Here is a 21,649-nt window from a genome sequence, read left to right on the forward strand (position 1 = left end):
CTATTTACCTCCTTCACTTGCCGGTGTCTTTTTGGCTGCTTTTTTCTTTAACTTCGGGAGCAGGAACTTCGCACTGATTGTAATAAATATAATTGCCGTTACGATTTCTGTTACCGCTGACGGCACATCTGTGATACGTTCCATATTGATTCCGCCGTTCTTCAGGGCGCCGAAGAAAATACCAGAGAACAGCACGCCGATTGGATTGTTATTTGCCAGCAGTGATACTACGATTCCGTCAAATCCAAAATCAGGGTTAAAGCCCGCCAGAAGCCTGTGCTGTACCGCTGTCACCTCAACCGCTCCGACAATCCCCGCGATAGCTCCGCTCATCGCCATGACCTGAAGGATCGTCTTCTTTGGCTTCATTCCGGCGTATTTCGCCAGGACCGGATTAGAGCCGACTACCTTAATCTCATGCCCAAAGGCCGTCCTAAAGAAAATAAATGTTAAAATAATCATAACTATGATTGCTATGTAAAACCCGATATTTGCAGAGGAGGGCTCGAAATACGAAATACGCGGAAGCCATGTATTTTCTTTCAAAATAGCGCTGGCATTGAGATTCGTCCCAGCCTCCGGGTCACGCAATGGGCCCGTTACCAGATATTCTACAAATAATACTGCGATAAAGTTTAAAAGCAGTGTCGATACCACTTCGTTCGTGTTCAGGAACACCTTCATCAGCGCCGGTATCATTGCAAACAACGCTCCTGCCAGCATGGCGGAAAGGAAGATAAGCACCAGCGCCGCCAAATGGTTCATTGATTCCGGGATATTTACTGCTACCGCCGTTGCTGCCGCCGCCCCCATATAGAGCTGCCCGTCCACACCAAGGTTGAAAACCTCTGCCTTGTAAGTTACGCAGATTGCAAGGCCGGAGAGAATCAGGGGTGTCGCCCAGCGGATCGTGCCGGCGATATCCAGGGTCAACCCGTCCATAATTCCGTTTACAATCGCCAGTGGCTCGTAACCGGAAGCTGCCAGGAAGATTGTTGCAAGAATCAGCGCAATAACAATCAGGCTGACCTGTTTTCCTACGACGCCCAGTGCGGATAATATTCTGTTGTTTTCTTTATTTTTCATCGTCATCACCGCCTTGTCTCTTTGCGCCTGTCATATAGACTGCAATGGTACGCTCATCTGCTTCTCCACGTTTGAATTCTGCCATAATCTCTCCTTCGTACATTACCAGGATCCGGTCCGACAGAGAAAGTATCTCGTCTAATTCCGCGCTGACCAGCAGCACGCCCCGGTTAGAGTCCCGCACTTCTATGATTTTATGATGGATTGATTCGATGGCTCCGATATCCACCCCGCGGGTAGGCTGTGCCGCAATCAGCAGATCCGGGTCTGCCTCCATCTCACGCGCAAAGATCACCTTCTGCATATTTCCACCGGAAAGCGTCCCCAGTTTATAATCGGAATCCGGCGTCTTAACGTCAAAGTTTTTGCACAGATCCTCCGACAAATCGTGAAGCTTTTTGTTGTCCAGAATGCCGCCCTTGCAGTATGGCTTCTGATAGTACCTGTTCAGGATCAGATTGTCTCTGATGGTACAGTTGACCGCGCTGCCCATCTTCAGCCGGTCCTCCGGGATATGGGACATGCCGCCTTCTCTACGCTCGCGTACATTCTGCGCCGTTACATCTTTGCCCTCGAAGATAACCTGGCCGCCCGTGGGCTTTAGCATGCCTGAGACAACCTCGATCAGTTCTGTCTGCCCATTGCCTTCTACACCTGCAATACCCACAACCTCGCCCCTGGATACATGGAAGCTGATCCCATTCAGTGCCGGAAGCCCTCTCTGGTTCAAGGCACTTACGTCCCTGACTTCCAGTACCTCTTCTCCTGGCTGGTACGCCTGCCGTTCAATCTCCAGGTTTACTTTTCTTCCGACCATCATATCGGAAAGCCCCTCCGTATTCGCCTCAGAGGTATCCAGAGTTCCTGTTACAAGGCCTTTTCTCATAACTACAATTTTGTCGGTGATTGCCATGACCTCGCGGAGCTTGTGTGTAATAAAGATGATCGCACAGCCTTTTGACTTCAAAAGCCTAAGCACCTCCAGAAGCTTGTCTGTCTCCGTGGGCGTCAATACGGCTGTCGGTTCATCCAGAATCAGGATTCTGGCTTCTCTGTACAGCGCCTTAATAATCTCCACTCTCTGCTTTTCTCCGACAGACAGCTGGTATATCTTTTCGTCCAGATTTACAGGGAGATCGTAGGTATCCATTATCTTTTGGATCTTTTCCTTTGCTTCTTTTGTATCAATCAACCCATTTTTAGTTGGTGTCTTTCCTAAAATAATATTCTGTAAAACACTTAAATTGGGCATCAGCATGAAATGCTGATGTACCATTCCAATCCCCAGTTTAATTGCCATATTCGGAGACTGGATTCGGACTTCCTTCCCTGACAGCCTGATTACGCCAAGGTCCGGCTCCATCATCCCATACAGCATATTCATCATCGTCGATTTGCCGGCGCCATTCTCGCCGATCAGTCCAAGTATCTCCCCCTCATTCACGCTTAAGGATACATTATCATTCGCCACAACGCCGGGGAAGAATTTCGATATATTCAACATTTCAACCGCTACTGCCATATTATCCTTCCTTTTCTGGCAACAGGCCAGGCAGACCTGAACTGTTACCTTTTCTGCTCATCCACCATAGATTTGGTCTTTTCGTATCTATACCTGATTTTTCTTCACGCTCAGTTTTACTTCGCCTGTTTCATCCCACTCTTTGAGTATTTTCATCGCTTCGGCCGCTGCCAGACATGCCTTCTCTTCTCCGCCATTGTCGCCCCAGCGGTCCAGCACCCTGTTGGAAATTACGGAAAGAACCGCTCCCATCCTCATTTCGTGCAGATAACCTACCACGAACTGTCCGGAGGTCTCCATCTCGATGTTCGTCACACCGGCAGTCTGCAGATCCGGGATAATCTTTTCTGCAAAGGAAGGCCAGTATCCGCTTCCATCCTCATTCAGGGGACGTCCCTGTCCGATATAGAAAGAGCCGACCGTGTAATCAAGGCCCAGTCCGTAACGGAATCCCAGACGCTCGCATGCCTCCATAAGGGCCATGACCACATAGGTATTTGCAAACGCCGGAAATTCGGGCTCTACATAAGTGGCAGAGGTTCCGTCTTTTCTGACACAGGCAACCGGGATGATCAGATCTCCCAGATCGAACTGCGGTACAATACATCCCGTCGTCCCCACACGGATGCAGGTGTGCACGCCCAGTGTGTTCAGCTCGTGAAGGCAGATCTCGGAACTTGGCCCGCCGATGCCTGTGGAAGTGCACGCCATATCCATCCCTTTATATTTTCCCGTAACTGTTTTATATTCCCGATAGGATGCGACTTCCTTCACATCCTCCCAATTTTTCGCAATTTTTAAAGTTCTTTCCGGAGCGCCCGGCAGAATCACGTACGGCGGGACATCCCCTGGTTTGAGCTGTAGATGATATACCCCTTCGTTCTCTGCCTTTGGTGCGGATGCTTTGTTCATGTTTTCTTCCATAATCATTGACTCTCCTTTAACAATGCTTCGTTTATCTGTTTTATTATCTTACAGAAGCCGCCCTGTTTAAGCTGCCTGTAACTGCAGCTTAAGGGGCAGCCTCTGCCGTTTTCGTTTTATTCTGCTGAAGATTTAATTTTTTCCCAATTCGGCACGTCTGTATTGAATGGAATTTCTAAGGAGCCGTCCTTAATCTGTTCTTCCAGTTTCTGTGCCTCTTCAATCGCTGCTTTCATTACATCTTTATACTCGTCGTTACTGTCTGCGAATCTGTTGAATGAATCCCAATCCATAAAGTATCCGCCGTTTGTCAGGTCACGGATTCCGTGCTCTCCGCCAGGATATTCTCCATTCTCCAGCATTTCAATTGCTTTGTATACGGTGTCTCCAAATCCAATGCCTTCAATGCCATAGAACCCATCGTATGTATCATAGTAATCGCTGATCTCACCTGCACACAGGATACCTGCTTCTTTACATGCCTCAACTACGCCTGCATTCGAAGCGCCTGAGTCTGTCTGGATGACATCGCAGCCTTTTGAGATCATTGCACTCGTTACTTCTTTTGCCTTCGCCGGATCTTCATAGCTTCCTACATAAGAAAATTCAACAGTGGCATCCGGATTGGCCGCCTTTACACCCATCATAAAACCATTGCCTTCCGCATTTGGCGTCGGCTCCTCTGCGCCTACAACAAAGCCTACGTGATTCGCTTTTGTCAGTTTTCCGGCAATATATCCGCCAAGGTAGAAAGCGCCTTCGCCGTGAAATTCCGTATCCCATACATTTTCATACTTTTCACTGCCGTCATTGATGGTCTGGAAGATTGCCGCATACTTGGTATCCGGATATTCCTTTGATACAAGCTTTGTTGCGTCTGTCATGTAGCCGTATGTAGTTACGATCAAGTCATAACCTGCCTTGGACATTGCACGCACGTCTTCTTCGAATTTGGAAGCCTCCGCAGACTCCAGCTTTTTAATCTCAACTCCAAAGTCCTCTGCCGCCTGATCCGCGCCTTTTGCGAGGTCATCCATGGAGGCTTTGTCGCCGAACTTCTGGTTTACAACAAGCGCAACCTTTAACTGCTTCGTTCCCCCATCATCTTTCCCGTCTGAGGCCGCAGGTTCGTTTTTCTTTCCGCATCCTGCCACAAGTCCAATCACCATCACTGCTGCCAGCATAACTGCCAATACTCGTTTTTTCATAATATGTTCCTTCCTTTTCTTTTTTCTATGAAGAAAGTGCCCTTCCTATTTTTTCCGAAGTCTTCTGCACTTTTTCCATGACATCCTTTACGTCTATTGTCTGCAATACCCCATCCGCTACTACATGCCTTCCGTCCACAAAAACATCCGTTACGTCACGGCCTGTTGCATTATAGATAAGAGCGGACGTTACCGTCTCCATTTCCCCCAGAAGCATCGGCTGCATATGGGGAGCTCTAGTCTCGATTAGAATAAAATCTGCCTTCTTCCCTGCTTCGATGGTTCCATAGTCGTTTTCCAGTCCAAAGCATTTTGCCCCGTTGATTGTCGCCATATCCAGAATATCCGTCTTCTTCAGACTGCGGATTCCTTTGTGGATCGTATGGAGCAGGGACATCCCTTTCATTTCCCGGAAAATATCGTTAGAGTTGTTCCACATTGCCCCGTCTGTACCCAGGCATACGGTAACGCCCCGCCTGACCATCTCCGGAATTGGCGCGATGCCGTCCTGAATCTTCATCTCGCACAGCGGCGTATTCACTACCTTTGTATCCGTCTGTGCAAGCTGTATTACCTCGTCTTCGGAAGCGTAGACGACGTGGGAGCCGATTACGCCCGGATTCAGCAGCCGGTTCTGATGCAGATATGCAATCGCCGTCCCATGGTACTTCTCTTTTACAATCTCCTGCCGCCATGTGTTCTCCGCTAAATGGCAGGTAAGCAATATCTTGTGCCGGTCTGCGATCGCCTGAATCCTTTTCAGCCTCTCCGTATCATAGTCTTCTTCCGAAATCCCACCCAGTACAGGAACAAAATCATTCTCTTTGCACACTCTGATAAACTCTGTAAGAAATTGTTCTGATATAAGCTCATCCGGTTTCTGAAAATCTACCCGGACATCCTCCGCCAGAGCTCCTCTGATACCAACCTCCTTCATCGCACGGACAGAATCTTCTTTAAGCCCCCAGTACATATTTTCCATGATAAATGTGGTACCGGAAAGCAGCGCCTCACAGTAGGTGAGCTGCCGGGAATAGAACCTGTCCTCGTCGTCAATCAGGGTATAAAACCACCCGGTATCAGCAAACTTATGGTTTTGCTCCAGCAAAGTCATATCATCCCCCAGCCCTCGCGCCAGTGTCATGTCCCCGTGGCAGTGCCCGTTGACAAGTCCGGGCATCAGGATCTTTCCATCGGCATCCAGCCAGACCTCACAGTCTTCCTTTTTTAGTTTTCCTTCCATAACGGCCGCAATCCTGTCCCCGGACACGCCTACCGAACCGATAAACGGCCGGTACCGGTTGTGCGCCGAGACAATAACTGCCCCGCTGATACCTATTTCATACTTCATATACCCACCCTACTGTGCCATTCTGTAAATTGCTTCCACATCATCGGCATTCAGAACCTTCAGCCCACCGATATTGCCGAACCTGCATGCATCTTCTGCCATCTTCCGGAACTTCTCATCGCTTTCGACTCCGATTTCCTTTAATGTCACGGGAGCACCCATGGATTGGAAAAATTCCTTCAATCTGCGGATTCCCTCCAAAGCGGTCTTCTCCTGGTCATAAAAATCTATCTCAACGTCAAACACGCGGTTCGCAAACTGTACGAATCTCGGAAGGTTTTCTTTGTATACGTACGTCGCCCAACATGGAAATAGCACGGATAGGGTCGAACCATGTACCGCATTATACTGCGCGCTCAGCTGTGCGCCGATCGTATGCGTCGCCCAGTCCTGATTCCTTCCGGCTGCAAGAAGCCCGTTGTGTGCTACAATAGCCGTCCACATGAACTCTGCCCTGGCATTGTAATCATCCAGGTTCTCCATCAGCGCTCTGGCATTGACCAGAATTGCCTTCATAACACCTTCACACATATAGTCTGTCAGATGCACATCCACAGAGCTTGAAAAATACCGTTCCAGTACATGGGAAAACATATCGATAATGCCAAATACGGTCTGTCTTTTCGGTATCGTCAGCGTCAGATCGGGATTCATTAAGGTGAATGAAGGCCTTAAAAAATCTGCCATGACATCCGCGCTCTCGCCTGTTTCCGGATTATTCAGCACGCTTCCATTGCTGCCTTCGCTTCCTGTCGCCGGAAGTGTCATGACTGTGCCTACCGGAAGCGCCTCAGCCGGAACGGCCTTCTTGCTGTAAAAATCCCACACATCGCCTTCATACTTTGCCCCCAGGGCAACTGCCTTAGCCGTGTCAATGACGCTGCCGCCCCCAACTGCCAATACGCAGCCGATCTGATGCTCCTTACAAAGCGCTGCGCCCTCCCGGACCAGCCCGACCTTCGGATTCGGTTCTACCCCTGGCAGCTCATAATACGTAACCTGCGCCGCCTCCAGAGCCTTAATAATCCTTGCGTGGAGCCCGGACTTATACATATAACCGTCCCCGTAATGAACAAATAACACTTTATCAGATATCTTCTTAACTTCCTGCCCGCAAAGCTGATCTGCATCCTTGTCCAGGATAAACTTCGTCGGTGACATAAATTCAAAACTATCCATATTTCCTACCTTACCTTTCTATCTCCTTCAGAAAAGAGGTACCCGCCTGAAATTCATAGCCAAAATATTCTGCAACGGTCGCCGCAATGTCTGAAAAGGTACTCCTGGTTCCTATATCGATTCCTGCTTTCAGCCGCTTCCCGTATAAGACAATCGGAATATACTCCCTTGTATGATCTGTTCCCGGCGTTGTCGGGTCACATCCATGGTCCGCCGTGATCAGGAGAATATCATCTTCCTTCAAAAGGCTGACCATCTCAGGTACAAAGGTATCAAAATACTCCAGCGCCTCAGCATATCCCAGCGGGTTATTGCGGTGTCCGTAAAGCATGTCAAAATCAACCAGATTCACAAATAAAAGCCCGTCAAATCCTGTCTTCAGATAAGACAGGGCAGCCTGTATGCCTTCTCTGTTGTTCTTCGTGTGATTGATCTCCGTCAGGCCGCGCCTGTTGAAAATGTCTTCAATCTTCCCGACGCCGATCACGTCTTTCCCCTTCTCACTCAGGAGGTCCAAAACTGTATACCCCGGCGGGTCTACGGAAAAGTCTTTGCGGTTTTCCGTGCGGTAATAATTACCGCTTTCGCCGGTAAACGGCCTGCAGATCACACGGCTTACCGTGTCATCCCCTGTGAGGAGCTCCCTGGCAATCCGGCAGATCTCATACTGTCTCTCTAAAGGGATGATACTCTCATGCATCGCAATCTGCATCAGGCTGTCAGCCGATAGATATACGATCGGATACCCGGTCTTTACATGCTCATCTCCCAGCACTTTGATGATCTCGGTACCGGACGCCGGATAATTCCCAATCATCTTCGTCCCAATCCGCCGCTCCAGCTCCTCTATAATCCGCGGCGGAAAAGATTCCCCAAATACTTTGAACGGCGTCTTCACGGTCAGCCCGGCAATCTCGAAATGTCCATTCGTTGTATCCTTTGCCTTTCCCAACTCTGCTGCTTTTCCGAAGCACCCTTTGGGAGCCCTGATCCCCGTAAGTCCTGTTCCCTCGATATTATACAACCCAAGCTGCTTTAAATTCGGGATATTCAGCCCTTCTCTGTACTCGTCCACATGCTTCAGCGTATTGGTTCCTGTATCTCCGAACTCTGCCGCATCCGGAAGCTCTCCGACCCCTACGCTGTCCAGCACGATAATTGTAAAACCTGGCATGGCTTCCTCCTATTCTGTCGCTTCATCCAGAAGACCCGGGCCATTGCCTTCTTCCCAGGCAAACACTTCCCATACATTTCCTTCAAAATCCTGAAAATAAGCCGCTCTGGAGCCAAAACCATAGGTGGTCGGTTCCTTGATGCAGTTTACCCCGTTGCCAATCAATTCTTCTGCTATATCGTCTACGTCCTGCAGAGCGGGAACCTTCACAGCCATCATAAAATGATGTCCTTCCCCATCGATATAGGTATGGTCCACCACTTCGCACAGCCCCTTTTTATCCCAGAGCGTAACCGCCGTCCCATGGAATTCAAATTCCGCATAATTGGCATGCTCAGGGTCCGGCTGAAGTCTCTTTACTTTGAACCCGAACTTTTCTGTGTAGAATTTAAGCGCTCCCTGAAAATCTTTTACAAATAAGCAGATATCATTTAACTTTGTCAGCATTTCTAACTTACTCATGTGCCTGATACACCTCCATCCATGTAGCAGTTCAGACATGCCTGAACTGTTACGCATCTATTCCTTTCTTACCCGGTATCTGTCCGGAATCAGGAACAGATACGCTGAAAATCTTGCCTTCCAGCCATTTCCGAAACACGATGCTCGTCCAGCCGGACAGCAGCCCGAATATACAGTATAGAAGTACAATCCCTGCGGACTGCCACATTTTGATACCTTCAACATAGCTGTTAACTCCGAAAAAGGCGCCCGCCCCGACAAAGAACACGGCAACATTACTGATACACCACGGGGCAAATTCAAAATACATCATAAAGGGAACCACAATCAACGCCACCAGCGGTACCGTCAAAAGCTTCAGATCCGGTAAAATGGCCGACATCCCAATCATAATCACTGCAAACAGAATCCCCAGGACATACCCGCAGAATCCCTTTACGGCGCCCTTCACACTGCTTCCCAGCAGAAAGTAAAGCGCCCAGCCCTGAAACGCGATAAACACAAATCCACTGTGGCCGCCGGATACAAGATGCGTACCGATCACCTGGTCCACCAGCTGAAGCAGAAAAGACTGGATTCCCACAAAAATCGCAAATATTAGATACTGGCTTTTCTTCATTTCTCCTCCTGCCCGCTTTTTAACGCAATCCTGTCCAGTGCCTCCCGGCGCAGACAGCGGGTGCTATAAATTGGCGTATTTACGCCGGGAGATCCAAAAAAGAGGCGCCCGAGTCTGCCCCTGGTGCCCCTTCAATAAACTACTTCTCACCATTCGCAGCGTTCATGAATCTTCTCTGATATGTAATAATTTGCGGTGCCGATGTATTCTGGGCTAAGTAACTTGGTTCTGTCGTAATTACAATCCTGTCCGTCATATCCTTGAACTCATCTTCTGTCATCAGTTTGTCCAGCTCCGGATACATTCTTGAACCTTCGATACTGCAGATGATCAGCCTGGTGTCCTCCAGATTAGAATTCCGAAGCATCCGTAAGTTATGCCTTACGCCGTCCATGCCGTCGAATCCCTCGTGTTCGTTGATCTTTCTATATTCAACTGTCTCTCTTGCCATCTTTTCAACCAGACGCAGATCCGCATCCTGGTCATTCTTGGAGAGGAAGTCCCATTCGATCATAAAGCTGCGCAGGGCCTGCAAAAATCTGTCGTCATATGTAGTCTGGTATGCATTCAGAAGCCCATTAATATAAGTTGTAACACCAAAGCGCTGGCGTACAAAGCTATTGATAAAATATGGCTTCGCCTGCAATGCCATGCCCGTCTGCCACGGTTCAAACATCAAAGTATAGTTTACTCTGAATCCATGTTCCTTCATCTTCAGCGCCAGGTTGTGCCCGTAAAGGTAATCCTTTGTAGCCGCCTGATTCCAGCGTGTAGAAAGCTTCTTGTCGCCTGCGAGCAGCTCGCTTACATTGTCTGCATTTACCGGGCCTGTATGGGGAATCTTGAGAACCATACGGTAATCAGAGAACATCTCTCTGAATTCCTCTGCCTCCTCAAGTATCTGTTCAAAATCTGCAAATGGATTATTTACCTCAACACTGATATCACACCCTGGTCCGAGAATATTAGCAATCTCACTCATAACCTCGTTCCTGGTCTTAAACTTATGCCCCACATTTGCCTGCGGATTATTGATGAACAGGTCATAGATAATCCCCGGATTGCAGGTCAGGTTCCCGATGAGGTGTTTGATCGGCTCGACTTCATACGGATTGGCTGTATCTGCCGAATAGATGAACTTGGTCGGTCTTCTGAGTCCATTTTTATCATACGATATATTTCTGACCAAATCTATCTCCAATATCTGGTTCTCTTTCATATTATATTCAATCTTGAATCCCGCCGGCGTCTCCCCTTCCGGAACCTTGAACAAATCGATGACATCCCTGAATCTGTCGCTTACACCGATATAACGTATTCTTTTCAACAGGAATTCATATTCCTCAAGACTGATATTCTGATGGAGCGCTCTTCTGACATAGCCTTCATCATTTGATACGATCTGAATCTCTCCTCCCACAAGAGAGGCTAAACTGTAATTCACTGTCTGCATAACACCCTCCACTATTTCAATTCTTCCAGATATTTGCTGTATTCCTCGACAAGCTTGCCTGCGCTTCTTGTTCCTACCAGGCTGACACCCATGTGTTCAAACATGTGAAGGACTGCCGGCATGGTAAATGTTCTCGGCACTCCGGAAACTTTAATCTTCGTATCTCCGGAAAGATTCTCTTTCATGATCTTAACCTGATCCAAAGTCGGGAATGCCTGTGATCCGGTAGCTGTCTTTACATATGTAACACCGCACTCACAGCAGATCTTCGTCAGCTCTGCTATCTCTTCATCAGTCAAGAATCCAACTTCGAAGATCAGCTTTGTATCACAGCCCTCGCCGCAGATCCTTACAAACTCGCTGATCTCATGGCGTACAAGCTCATAGTTTTTATCTTTTACAGCTCCGATGTTCACAACCATATCGCAGGCAGTACATCCAAGCTTTACCATCTCTTCTAATTCAAATAATTTTGCCTTCGTGCACATCGCGCCATACGGAAAACCAATGACAGCGCTTGGTCCAACATCGCTTCCCTTTAACTCTTCCACAACAAGTTCTCCCCAGCAGGAGTTCACGTTCACCGCATTTACATGATACTTCTTAGCAATATTACATGCTTCGATGATATCTTCCTTCTGTAAATTCGGCGCCAGATATGCTAAGTCTAAATGCTTTGCAAATTCGTTCACTGTCAACATTGTAAATCCTCCTAATAATCCACTTTTCCTTGCTATTATATTGATGCGCATTTTCAATATACTGTTCGTTACAATGTTAGTATAACACCCTTATTTTGTTTTGTCAATAACATTTGTTAGTTTTATTTCACTTATTGTTCACTTTCACGCAATATAAATGAGTATACTTTAACATTTGTTTAAACAATTTGTTCATTATATAACATTTCATGCCATTTTTACACTTTCCGTTAAAGTCCCGAATACTTTTGCATAATCTATAACACAGCTATAGTGTCATTTACGGAATCCCATATAATAAATCTGTTCATTAACCGGCTTAATGCGGTTTACCACATATGTGAAAAAAAGCACTCCTTAGATTAACTCTAAGAAGTGCTTTCATATATTTTTGCTCCACCTTCACCTTTTCGCCTGAAATTCGTTATGCTTTATAACAATGCATCATACTTTATATAATTACTGGCAAATGAATAATAATACCAGGATTTTCAGCTTTTTCCAAGCGGAAAATTAGCTCTTAATACAGCTTCGCTCCTGCCGGAATTCTATCATCCACCATCAGAAGGTTCAGTCCTTCATGACCATCTTCCTCGTGTACTGCTGAGATTAACATTCCGCAGGAATCAATTCCCATCATGGGTCTTGGCGGCAGGTTTGTGATTGCGATACAAGTCTTACCTACCAGCTCTTCCGGCTCATAATATTCGTGAATTCCGCTTAAAATCACGCGTTCTTTGTCTGTACCGTCATCCAAAACGAACTTCAGAAGCTTCTTGCTCTTCGGTACAGCTTCACAGGATATTACCTTTACAGCTCTGTAATCAGACTTTGCAAATGTATCAAAATCAACAAATTCTTCAAACAGCGGCTCAATTCTTACATTAGAAAAATCAATTTTTTCAGCCTTTTTTTCCTCTGGCTTGTCCTCTTCCTTCCCTGCCTTTTCCACCTTCTTAGAAGCATCGCTTCCGCCCAGTGTCTTCATGGTCGGGAACAGCAGTACATCACGTATAGCCGCCGAATCCGTCAGCAGCATACACATCCTGTCGATCCCGAATCCAATCCCTCCTGTAGGAGGCATCCCGATCTCCAGCGCATTGAGAAAGTCTTCATCCGTCGTATTCGCTTCCTCATCCCCCTGTGCCAGCAGTTCTTCCTGCGCTTTGAATCTTTCTCTCTGATCAATCGGATCATTCAGCTCAGAGTATGCGTTTGCCATCTCCCAGCCATTCATGAAGAATTCGAATCTTTCTACATAGTCCGGATTCTCCGGTTTCTTCTTTGTAAGCGGTGAGATCTCAATCGGGTGATCCATAACAAATGTGGGCTGCACCAGATGTTCCTCAACAAATTCCTCAAAGAACAGGCTCAGGATATCACCCTTTTTGTGCCTGTCTTCAAACTCTATGCCCTTTTCTTTCGCAAGTGCTTTTGCTTCTTCTGTTGTTTTAATCTCATTAAAATCGATGCCCGCATATTTTTTAACGGCATCAATCATCGTGATTCTCTCGAACGGCTTGCCGAGATCCATCTCAACACCATTATAAACGATTGTTGTTGTGCCCAGGACTTCCTGTGCCACATGACGATAGAGATTCTCTGTCAGATCCATCATGCCATGATAATCTGTATAAGCCTGGTACAGCTCCATCAGCGTAAATTCCGGATTGTGTCTTGTATCAAGACCCTCGTTGCGGAAGACTCGTCCAATTTCATAAACACGTTCCATACCGCCTACGATCAGCCTCTTTAAGTACAGTTCAAGAGAGATGCGGAGCTTGAAATCCTCATCCAGTGCATTGAAATGTGTCTCGAAAGGCCTTGCCGCAGCGCCTCCCGCATTGCTCACAAGCATCGGCGTTTCCACTTCCATGAAGCCTTCTGTATCCAGGTATCTTCTGATGGAACTCAGGATTTTTGAACGTTTGATAAATGTATCTTTTACTTCCGGATTCATGATCAGGTCTACGTATCTCTGACGGTAACGGATGTCCGTATTTGTCAGGCCGTGGAACTTCTCCGGCAGTATCTGCAGGCTCTTGGAAAGCAGTTTGACAGAAGCGGCATGGATCGAGATCTCTCCTGTCTTTGTCCGGAACACTTCACCCACGATTCCCACTACATCGCCTACATCCATCTTTTTAAATTCTTTATACGCATCCTCACCTACGCTGTCTCTTGCTACGTATGACTGGATGTTGCCCTTGAGATCCTGGACATTGCAGAAGGAAGCTTTCCCCATGACACGCTTGGACATCATGCGGCCTGCGATTGATACGGTTTTGCCCTCCAGCTCCTCGTATTGATCTTTGATCTCCTGGCTGTGGTGTGTCTGGTCATATTTCGTGGTTACAAACGGGTCTTTGCCGTTTTCCTGCAGCTCAGCCAGCTTCTCACGGCGGACCTTCCTCAGCTGATTCAGGTCTGGCTCCTGTGCATTGTTCTGCTGTGCGTTCTTGTTATTTTTCTGTTCGGACACTGTTTTCTCTCCTTCCTTATATATGCGAATTCAGACCTCTTGTAGGTAAGAGGTCTGTCATTTCATTGGTTTATTACATTATTTCAATCCTCAGTTATCTCGTTGACCGGCTGATATCAAGTACCTTATACTGAATCTGCCCGGCCTGTGTCTCTACCTCGACTAAGTCTCCCGCTTTCTTGCCCATCAATGCCTGCCCTACCGGAGATTCATTGGATATCTTTCCTTCCAGACTGTTTGCTTCTGTTGAACCAACAATTTTGAATTCCATTTCCTCATCAAACGTGATATCAAATACTTTTACTTTACATCCTACATTGATTTTGTCGAAGTCTACCTCGTCTTCAACAACGACCTCGGCATTTTTAAGGATGCCCTCCAGCTCTTCGATACGGGCCTCAATATCGCGCTGCTCGTCTTTTGCCGCATCGTACTCTGCATTCTCGGATAAATCCCCCTGCTCTCTCGCTTCCTTAATCTTTGCTGCGACCTCTTTCCGTTTAACGACCTTCAGATTCTCCAGCTCGTCTTCCAGTGCCTTTAGGCCTGCATAAGTAAGTAATCTTTTCTTTGCTTCTGCCATGTTAACTGCTCCTTTTCCTTTCCTTTTCTTTCCTCTTATCGTGTTCTTTCATTTATTAAGCTTTCTTGCTTCTGATCAGCGTTCCTATGCACTGATTCTAATCCTGTTTAAATTTATATTTCACAATTTCAATATTATAACCAATCCCTATAGCGATGTCAAGATATTTTCAAGTTCTTCATACGTCTCTACCTTATTAATGGCATCTCTCAGCCTTGCTGCGCCGTGAAGTCCTTTTACATACCAGGCGACATGCTTGCGCATTTCCCGAATTCCAAGGTACTCGCCTTTGTATTCAAGCTGGAGGGCGGCGTGCCGGAGCATGGTTTTCTTAATCTCCGCAACGGACGGCCTGGGCGGAAGCGTGCCGTTCTGTTCATAGACTGTGAGCTCGGAAAATATCCAGGGGTTGCCCTGGGCGCCTCTGGCTATCATGACTCCATCACAGCCCGTCTGCTCCCGCATGGCAATGGCCCTTTCCCCCGATGTGACATCTCCATTTCCTATGACCGGAATGGTTACAGCATCCTTTACTTTGCTGATGATTTCCCAGTCCGCCTTTCCGGAATAGTACTGCTCTCTTGTTCTTCCGTGAACTGCGACGGCTGCCGCTCCTGCTTCCTCGATAATTTTCGCAATCTCCACGGCATTCACATGCTGCTCATCAAACCCTTTTCTGATCTTCACGGTTACCGGTTTTTCGATTGCTTTTACCACTGCGCTCACCAGTTCGAATACCAGCTTAGGATTCTTCATCAGTGCGGATCCCTCCCCATTGCGGACTACCTTGGGGACCGGACAGCCCATATTAATATCCAAGATAGCAAATGGACGCTCTTCTATTCTTTTTGCCATCTCACTGACAATTTTGGGATCAGAACCGAACAGCTGCAGAGAGGCGGGCATTTCATCCGGATGGATCTCCAGAAGGCTTTCCGTATTCTTATTGTTATAGAGGATTCCTTTCGCGCTTACCATTTCCATGCAGACAAGGCCGGCTCCCTGCTCTTTGCAGAGCAAGCGAAATGGCAGGTCTGTTACTCCTGCCATGGGTCCTAGTATATAAGAATTCTGTAGCTGTACATTGCCGATTTTCAATTGTTTCATGTCTATTATCTCACTATTTTCTATTTTTATTATAAATCAGACGAAGCCCGTCCAATGTCAGATCCGGCCTGTATGCGTCTATACTCCTGGTTTCCTTCGCAATGATTTTGCCAAGGCCGCCCGTTGCTACTACAGTGGCCTTATCATAGCCGGACTCTTCTTTGATCTTCTCTATAATATACTCAGTCTGACCGATCGCCCCATAGACAAGTCCTGCCTGCATACTGGAGACCGTCTCCTTTGCCAGGATGGACGGCGGCTTTTTGATCTCGATAGCCGGAAGCATGGCAGCTCCGCCCCATAGGGAGCGTCCGGCAGTCTCGATCCCGGGCGCGGTAATCCCCGCTTCAAAAGTCCCCTTCGGCCCGATCAGGTCATAGGTGGTCGCAGTCCCGAAGTCCACAACAATCACCGGCCCGCCGTAGAGCTCATATCCCGCTACTGCGTCCACAATACGATCCGGACCGATCTCCTTGGGATTCTCCGTCACAATCCGGATTCCCGTTTTAATTCCGGCAGAAACAACCAGCGGTTTTACATCCAGATACTTGATGATTCCACTCCCCAATGAGTGCATAATATCCGGTACTACCGAGGCTATAATCACCGCGTCCACATCTGCCGCCTTCACATCCCGGTGCTCCAGTATGCCGCAGATCGTAAAGCCGTATTCATCCGAGGTCCTGGAGCGCTTTGTAGTCATGCGGAAGGTTCCGACCAGTTTATCATGATCGAATACACCTAATGTTATATTTGTATTTCCTACATCAATCGTCAGTAACATCCATATCCTCCCCTAAACAGAATACCTTATAGAACAGTTCCAGCGACTCAAAAAGTTCCGACTTCGTACGCTGGAGTTCCTTGATCTTCAGCACGCTGCCTATCTCATCAAACGTAAAATCATCCTCCCTGTGGTCTACCCGCAGTTCCAGATTTCCCTGCTCGTCGTAAACCACCATCAGCACTCCGCCCACATCCTCTGTGTACAGCACACACATAATCTGAAGTTCCTGCTGTATGCTTTCCGGGAGTGTCTCGAACTCGGGGTTCAAATAAAACTTCTGCTCGTATGAGCTGGCCCCGCAAAGAACAACTTCCTCTTCCATGATTCGTCCTTTCCTGCAAAGGGGTCTGACCCCTTTGCTTACCATTTTCTGAATATTCTCAAAATTTAGATGTATCCGTACACTCCCCGCACGGATACTTCGCCGGCAAAGATTGCCTCTTCTGTTCCGTCTTTACGGCGTACTAATAATTCGCCTTTTTCGTTTATTCCCAGCGCCACTGCGTTATATTCTTCTTTTCCTCCCAGAATCCGCACTTCTTTGCCGCGGTTAACCAGCAGAGCATTGTATTCTTCACGCATGCTTTCCAGATTCTGGTCTTCGATGAATAAGCCGTAGTATTTCTCAAATTCTTTCATCGTAGATGCTATGATTTCGCTTCGCCTTATCACATGTCCTGTTTCCAGGCGGAGGGATGTTGCCTTATCCCGTATTTTCTCCGGAAGATATTCCATGTTCACATTGATTCCCACACCGATTACTACGTGATTAATAAAGTCAATCTCTGTACTCATTTCCGTCAGAATGCCAACCAGTTTCTTCCCATTCAGGATGATATCATTCGGCCATTTAATCTGAACATTCAAACCGGTGCATTCCTCGAGGCTCCTGGCAACGCTCAAAGCCATTACCAAAGTCAGCATAGGCGCTTTCACCGGCGGAATCTCCGGCCGGAGCAAAATTGACATATACACGCTGCTGCCCGCCGGTGACTCCCATCCTCTGCCGCGGCGCCCTCTTCCGGCGCTCTGCTGGCCGGCCGTGACCAGGGTTCCGTGGGGGGCTCCCTCTTCTCCGAGTTGTTTTGCCCGGATGTTGGTGGAATCCGTTGTATTATAATAGTAGACTTTCTGTCCTGCCCACTCGGTGTCGATCATGCTGGCGAGCTCTTCTCTGGAGATAATATCCGGACTCTCCACAATATGATAGCCGCGGTTTCGAACGGCTTCTACCTGATAGCCCTCTTCTTTCAGCTGATTGATTGCCTTCCAGACAGCGGTCCGGGAAACTCCGAGCTTCTCACACAACTGCTGGCCGGACACATAATCATTACTTTCACGCAGCATTTTTAATATTTCTGCTTTCAAAACTTCACCCCGAATTCAAACGGAGGGCATGGGGTCAGACCCCTTTGCAAAGGGGTCTGACCCCTTTACCCTCCGTTTTCTGAATATTCTTAAAATTCTCCCAAAGTCGCAACCATAACTGCCTTGATGGTATGCATTCTATTTTCTGCCTCGTCAAATACTTTGGACTGCACGGACTCGAATACTTCATCCGTAACTTCCATATCTGTGATGCCGAACCTTTCTCCCATTTCTTTTCCGATCTTTGTCTTCAGATCGTGGAATGCCGGCAGGCAGTGCAGGAAGATTGCGCCCTCGCCTGCATTTCCCATAATTTCTTTTGTTACTTTATATGGGGAAAGTTCTTTAATACGCTCTTCCCATACTTCGTCAGGCTCACCCATAGATACCCAGACATCTGTGTAGATTACATCCGCATCTTTTGTCCCTTCCATGGCGTCCTCGGTCAGTGTGATTGTTGCTCCTGACTCTGCCGCATATCCTCTGCAGACTTCAACCAGCTCCTGGCTCGGGAAATATTTTGCCGTGGTGCATGCTACAAAGTGCATCCCCATCTTTGCACATGCGATCATCAGGGAGTTGCCCATATTGTATCTTGCATCTCCCATATATACCAGCTTGATTCCTTTTAATTTACCGAAATGCTCCCGGATCGTTAGTAAGTCTGCCAGCATCTGAGTCGGATGGTACTCATTTGTCAGGCCGTTCCATACAGGGACTCCTGCATATTTTGCCAGTTCCTCCACAATCTCCTGGCCGAAACCGCGGTATTCGATGCCGTCATACATTCTTCCCAGCACTCTTGCGGTATCCTCGATGCTCTCCTTTTTCCCGATCTGCGATCCACTGGGATCCAGGTAAGTGGAACCCATTCCCATGTCGTGCGCCGCCACCTCGAATGCACAGCGCGTTCTGGTGCTTGTCTTCTCAAAAATAAGGGCCACATTCTTTCCTTTATAATAATCCACAGGCACCCCGTTTTTCTTCTTCTCTTTCAGATCTGCCGCAAGGTCAAGCAGATAAGTAATCTCTTCCGGGGTAAAATCCTTCAGCGTCAAAAAGTTTCTTCCTTTTAAATTCATTGTGTTATCCCTCCCTATATTCATAAGTACATGTGTAAATCTCGGCAGATGAATCTTGTCGGCAAGCGCTTCATACCGTTCGGCCGTCAGGTTGTATAATTCATCCGTCGTATAGATCTGATACTTGGGAATACGCATCTGCTTCGCGCTCGCCTCCAGCATCGCCATATACAAAGCCTTTACGGTAAATGTCAGCGGCAGCTTCAGCACGAACGCCATTTCCGCTTTTTCTATCTCCGTGATATCCGCCAGCTGTTCCTCAAACCAGCCGTCCTCATGGGTCTGTACTACATAATAAATAAATCCTTCCAGGCCATAAAGCATACGCTTTGCATCAAAATAACCGATTTTCAGATTCTGCCGGCTCCGCTTACTCTCAAAATCTATAATACTGCCCAGTCCAACCCGCGGACCAATCTGATACTTCTCAGCCCCTTCGGGCAGCTTCACTCTGGGCTCTCTGCCGGGCCCGTAAATACGGATCTCAATAATATCAGTATACCCTCGTTTGACCAGGGACTTCAGCGGCACATTATTCACCACGCCGCCGTCAATATATCTCTTCCCATGCAGCTTTTCATTCTTAAATCCCAGCAGGTACGCACTTGCAAGCAGAAAATCTTCCAGCATCCCTTCCGGGATATCATCCAGGCTCAGATCCAGTTCTTTAAAATCCGTCAAAGAAAATGTCAGAAGAAAGAATTCTTTCCCGGAACTGCGGATCTTCTCCTCATCAATCACTTCATGAATCAGCTTCCTCAGCGGAGTTACATCCACACCGCCATCCGACAGCCTCTTCCAGATCTCTGCGATCACTTCCGTAAACTTGTTCTCATGGCTGAACAGACGCTCCATCCAGTCATCATCCACATCCATCACCTTGGAAAATGTCATACCGGTCCATATCTTTTCCGCATTCTCGACATCATCCATGCAAATAAGCGCTCCGTTCAAAGCGCCCACTGATGTACCCGCAACCGCATTTACCTTCACGCCTGCCTCTTTCAACGCCTTCCAGGCCCCGATCTGATAGGCCCCTCTGGCTCCTCCTCCGTCAAGTACAATCCCATATTCCTTCGATAAGTCCAGTAATGGTTCCATATGCTCACCTCGATTTATGTTAGTATACTATATCCCGGACCTAAATTGCAACTTTCTATAAAAAGTTGGCGGAAATCTTTGTTGTGGGAGGGACGCTAAAAAACCGGGAAGCCTGTAGCAGGGCGGGGGGAGCGTATTGATTCGGTTGGTGATCCGTAAAACCTCCAGTAATTAGCTATCGGTATTATGAGAAATTTTGCTTTTTTTATAATATGCTTATAAATGTAAAGACTATCCCTTTTTTGCGTCCCCTATATCATTTTCTTTGATTTCGTTTCTAAAATAGTATTGCAGCGCCTCCCCCATATATCTGGATGCCCCGGCCCCATACCGTTTATCTATCGCTTCTATTAAGGATTCTTTATGGAGGTACCAGTCAATCATCATCTCCCAATAGTGCTCCCCCTGATCTACATCCGGCATGGTCTCCTGCCCCAGCTTTATAATCTCATCTAATATACTCTGCACTTCTTCCGACTTCGGGTCTTTTGTTATATCCTCATATAGTTTTGCATTCAGGGCCTCGTTTTTTTCTATATATCCATTCTTTTTTATCTGCTCCATCTTTTCCATATTCTCAGAAAAGTGCTCCAAGCTGTGCTTCATGGCTGCCGTATATTTTGCAACGCTTCCATACTGTTTGATTGCCATTTCCGCAATCTGGACTTCGTCCGCTTTCATTTTACTTATGAATTTATCGAACTCTTCTACGCTTCCCCAATGCCTGACTACTTCTTCTGTATTTTCCTGCTTAAAATCTTCCAGCATTTGTATATATTCACTTAAATCAAATTCTTCAAAACTCATACATGATTCTCCTTTTTCCAGCTTTTCAAGCAGGCTTAAAAGCTTCGTTAGCCTGTCGCGTTTTACTATCAGCAGTTCTTTCTGCTTTTTAAATGCTTTGAGTTTATCATAATGCGGATCTTCCATGATGGCTTTTATATCCTTCAACGGAAAGTCCAATTCCTTAAAAAACAAAATCTGCTGCAGGGTTTTCAACGCTTCATCGTCATATAGACGATAGCCTGCATCGGTTACTTTTGTTGGTTTGAATACACCTATTTCGTCATAATACTGCAGTGTCCTTACACTGATGCCAGACAAACTGGCAACCTCTTTTACAGTTCTTATCGTAATCAGCTCCTGTCTTACCGCTGTACTATTACATTATTATTCAGCGTTTTTAGTTAAACTGCATAAACGTCAGTACACGGTGTTTATAAGAATATATAGTTTGTTCGTCTGCCGGCTGTGACTGTCTTCTATATTTCTTTTATTTCATAGTACACTATCACGCAGCGTAAGAGTCAATAGTTTTTTCTTTTACCAAATCACCGTTTGTTACTATTCACAGTCGATTAGGGCATGACAAATAGAGCGGGTGTCATTTCCGCTTGATTTTTCATATTTGAATCGACTTTCAAAGAGGAGGTGATGAGGAAAAAACTTCTTCAACT

19 protein-coding genes are annotated in these 21,649 nt (G+C 47.0%); all 19 read right to left on the reverse strand.

Annotated elements, in window-relative coordinates:
- The 19 genes from ARB69_RS11320 to ARB69_RS11410 all read right to left on the reverse strand — a co-directional run bounded on the left by ARB69_RS11320 (position 1) and on the right by ARB69_RS11410 (position 21,332).
- Complete coding sequence (locus tag ARB69_RS11320; protein ID WP_050642057.1) at positions 1–1,086, reverse strand: ABC transporter permease; 1,086 nt, start codon at positions 1,084–1,086, stop codon at positions 1–3.
- Complete coding sequence (locus tag ARB69_RS11325; RefSeq protein ID WP_050642058.1) at positions 1,076–2,608, reverse strand: ABC transporter ATP-binding protein; 1,533 nt, start codon at positions 2,606–2,608, stop codon at positions 1,076–1,078. The genes ARB69_RS11320 and ARB69_RS11325 overlap by 11 nt, the downstream gene beginning before the upstream one ends.
- An 87-nt stretch (positions 2,609–2,695) precedes the next feature.
- Positions 2,696–3,532: a nucleoside phosphorylase gene (locus ARB69_RS11330; RefSeq protein ID WP_050642059.1), complete on the reverse strand. Its 837-nt coding sequence runs from the start codon at positions 3,530–3,532 to the stop codon at positions 2,696–2,698.
- Between the two features lie 116 nt (positions 3,533–3,648).
- Positions 3,649–4,740: a BMP family ABC transporter substrate-binding protein gene (locus ARB69_RS11335; RefSeq protein ID WP_242843891.1), complete on the reverse strand. Its 1,092-nt coding sequence runs from the start codon at positions 4,738–4,740 to the stop codon at positions 3,649–3,651.
- Between the two features lie 25 nt (positions 4,741–4,765).
- Complete coding sequence (locus tag ARB69_RS11340) at positions 4,766–6,091, reverse strand: amidohydrolase family protein (RefSeq protein WP_055153186.1); 1,326 nt, start codon at positions 6,089–6,091, stop codon at positions 4,766–4,768.
- A 9-nt stretch (positions 6,092–6,100) separates the two neighbouring features.
- Positions 6,101–7,270 carry an iron-containing alcohol dehydrogenase gene (locus tag ARB69_RS11345; RefSeq protein WP_055153188.1) on the reverse strand — a complete coding sequence of 390 codons (1,170 nt, stop codon included), beginning with the start codon at positions 7,268–7,270 and terminating at the stop codon, positions 6,101–6,103.
- A gap of 10 nt (positions 7,271–7,280) precedes the next feature.
- The gene (locus ARB69_RS11350) at positions 7,281–8,444 is read right to left on the reverse strand and encodes a phosphopentomutase (protein ID WP_055153190.1); all 1,164 of its coding nucleotides are present in this window, start codon (positions 8,442–8,444) and stop codon (positions 7,281–7,283) included.
- Between the two features lie 9 nt (positions 8,445–8,453).
- Complete coding sequence (locus ARB69_RS11355) at positions 8,454–8,906, reverse strand: VOC family protein (RefSeq protein WP_050642063.1); 453 nt, start codon at positions 8,904–8,906, stop codon at positions 8,454–8,456.
- Positions 8,907–8,955: 49 nt separating this feature from the next.
- Complete coding sequence (locus ARB69_RS11360; protein ID WP_055153192.1) at positions 8,956–9,525, reverse strand: DUF1097 domain-containing protein; 570 nt, start codon at positions 9,523–9,525, stop codon at positions 8,956–8,958.
- 139 nt (positions 9,526–9,664) lie between these two features.
- Complete coding sequence (locus tag ARB69_RS11365) at positions 9,665–10,978, reverse strand: transaldolase family protein (protein WP_050642065.1); 1,314 nt, start codon at positions 10,976–10,978, stop codon at positions 9,665–9,667.
- Between the two features lie 11 nt (positions 10,979–10,989).
- Entirely contained in the window at positions 10,990–11,679 is a 690-nt protein-coding gene (gene deoC / locus ARB69_RS11370; protein ID WP_050642066.1) for a deoxyribose-phosphate aldolase, read from the reverse strand.
- A gap of 520 nt (positions 11,680–12,199) precedes the next feature.
- Positions 12,200–14,161, reverse strand: a complete 1,962-nt coding sequence (gene lysS, locus ARB69_RS11375; RefSeq protein ID WP_055153194.1) for a lysine--tRNA ligase — start codon at positions 14,159–14,161, stop codon at positions 12,200–12,202.
- A 94-nt stretch (positions 14,162–14,255) separates the two neighbouring features.
- Positions 14,256–14,744 carry a transcription elongation factor GreA gene (gene greA, locus ARB69_RS11380; protein WP_055153196.1) on the reverse strand — a complete coding sequence of 163 codons (489 nt, stop codon included), beginning with the start codon at positions 14,742–14,744 and terminating at the stop codon, positions 14,256–14,258.
- 147 nt (positions 14,745–14,891) lie between these two features.
- The gene (gene dusB / locus ARB69_RS11385) at positions 14,892–15,851 is read right to left on the reverse strand and encodes a tRNA dihydrouridine synthase DusB (RefSeq protein ID WP_055153198.1); all 960 of its coding nucleotides are present in this window, start codon (positions 15,849–15,851) and stop codon (positions 14,892–14,894) included.
- Between the two features lie 13 nt (positions 15,852–15,864).
- On the reverse strand, positions 15,865–16,635 hold the full coding sequence (locus ARB69_RS11390; protein ID WP_055153200.1) for a type III pantothenate kinase: 771 nt from the start codon (positions 16,633–16,635) through the stop codon (positions 15,865–15,867).
- Positions 16,619–16,960 (reverse strand): DUF6145 family protein, encoded by a 342-nt coding sequence (locus tag ARB69_RS11395; protein WP_050642071.1) that lies wholly within the window; start codon positions 16,958–16,960, stop codon positions 16,619–16,621. Before ARB69_RS11395 ends, ARB69_RS11390 begins: the two co-directional genes overlap by 17 nt.
- A gap of 65 nt (positions 16,961–17,025) precedes the next feature.
- Complete coding sequence (locus ARB69_RS11400; RefSeq protein ID WP_050642072.1) at positions 17,026–18,006, reverse strand: biotin--[acetyl-CoA-carboxylase] ligase; 981 nt, start codon at positions 18,004–18,006, stop codon at positions 17,026–17,028.
- A gap of 89 nt (positions 18,007–18,095) precedes the next feature.
- On the reverse strand, positions 18,096–20,189 hold the full coding sequence (argF, locus tag ARB69_RS28255; protein ID WP_083487081.1) for an ornithine carbamoyltransferase: 2,094 nt from the start codon (positions 20,187–20,189) through the stop codon (positions 18,096–18,098).
- Between the two features lie 231 nt (positions 20,190–20,420).
- Positions 20,421–21,332, reverse strand: coding sequence for a MerR family transcriptional regulator (locus ARB69_RS11410; protein ID WP_154253370.1), 912 nt, complete (start codon positions 21,330–21,332; stop codon positions 20,421–20,423).
- Between the last annotated feature and the right edge of the window lie 317 nt (positions 21,333–21,649).

It is taken from the genome of Faecalicatena contorta (genome assembly GCF_001404335.1).
GTDB lineage: Bacteria > Bacillota > Clostridia > Lachnospirales > Lachnospiraceae > Faecalicatena > Faecalicatena contortus_B.